This window comes from Neisseria sp. P0021.S007 (genome assembly GCF_051956855.1).
In genome coordinates this window covers 1-817 of sequence record NZ_JBQCXA010000326.1, presented here as the reverse complement: position 1 = coordinate 817, position 817 = coordinate 1, and the positions used below count along the sequence as shown (strand labels likewise).

General features: G+C 51.3%; 1 protein-coding gene. It reads right to left on the bottom strand.

What is annotated here, in order from left to right; genetic code table 11:
* On the bottom strand, positions 1-817 hold an 817-nt coding region (gene malQ / locus ACTHUR_RS13125), incomplete at both ends, for a 4-alpha-glucanotransferase (RefSeq protein ID WP_440398951.1).

Here is an 817-nt window from a genome sequence, read left to right as displayed (position 1 = left end):
GTACCGAGTTTGAACATCGTATCCAAATCTTTGCCTGTCCAATAACCTGCCAAGGGCGCGACATCGTGGGTACTGATGACCGTAATCGCCTGCTCGGGGTATTCTTCAGGTAATTGAAAACCGTTCCAGCCCTTGCTGAAATACATCACTTTGTAGGAGAACACATGATAGCGGTTGAGCAGATAACGCGCTTGATCGGGTACCGTACCCAAATCTTCGCCGATGATGACGCAACGGTTGCGCTGGCTTTCCAATGCCAAAATGGCAAAAGTCACTTCGGCATCGTAATGCACATACGCGCCGAAATCTGCTGTTTTATCGTTTAAAACCCACCACAAACGACACAATGCCATCACATGGTCAATCCGCAACACGCCATACAGGCGCATGTTTTCGCGCAACAGATGGGCAAACTTTTCATAGCCCGTATGCTTCAACATCGACGGATTAAGCGGCGGCAAATTCCAATTCTGCCCGGTCGGCCCCAAAGGATCGGGCGGCGCACCGACCGATACGTCCATACAATAATCTTGACGGTTTAACCAAGTGTCCGCACTGCCGCGCGCCACGCCGACTGCCAAATCGCCGTAAATGCCAAGTTTGACACCGTATTCGGCAGCGGCTTGGTTGACTTCGCGCAATTGCTCCGCGCAAAGCCATTGCAGCCACATATAAAAACGGATTTCACGCTCATGACTGCGCGCGAATTTTTCTACTGCTTCGCCATCAGGTTGATGAAATTCAGACGGCCATGACTGCCAACCCACTTGTCCGGGACGGCTGTAATACTGGTCTAAAGCCTCAAACAAACCGAAGC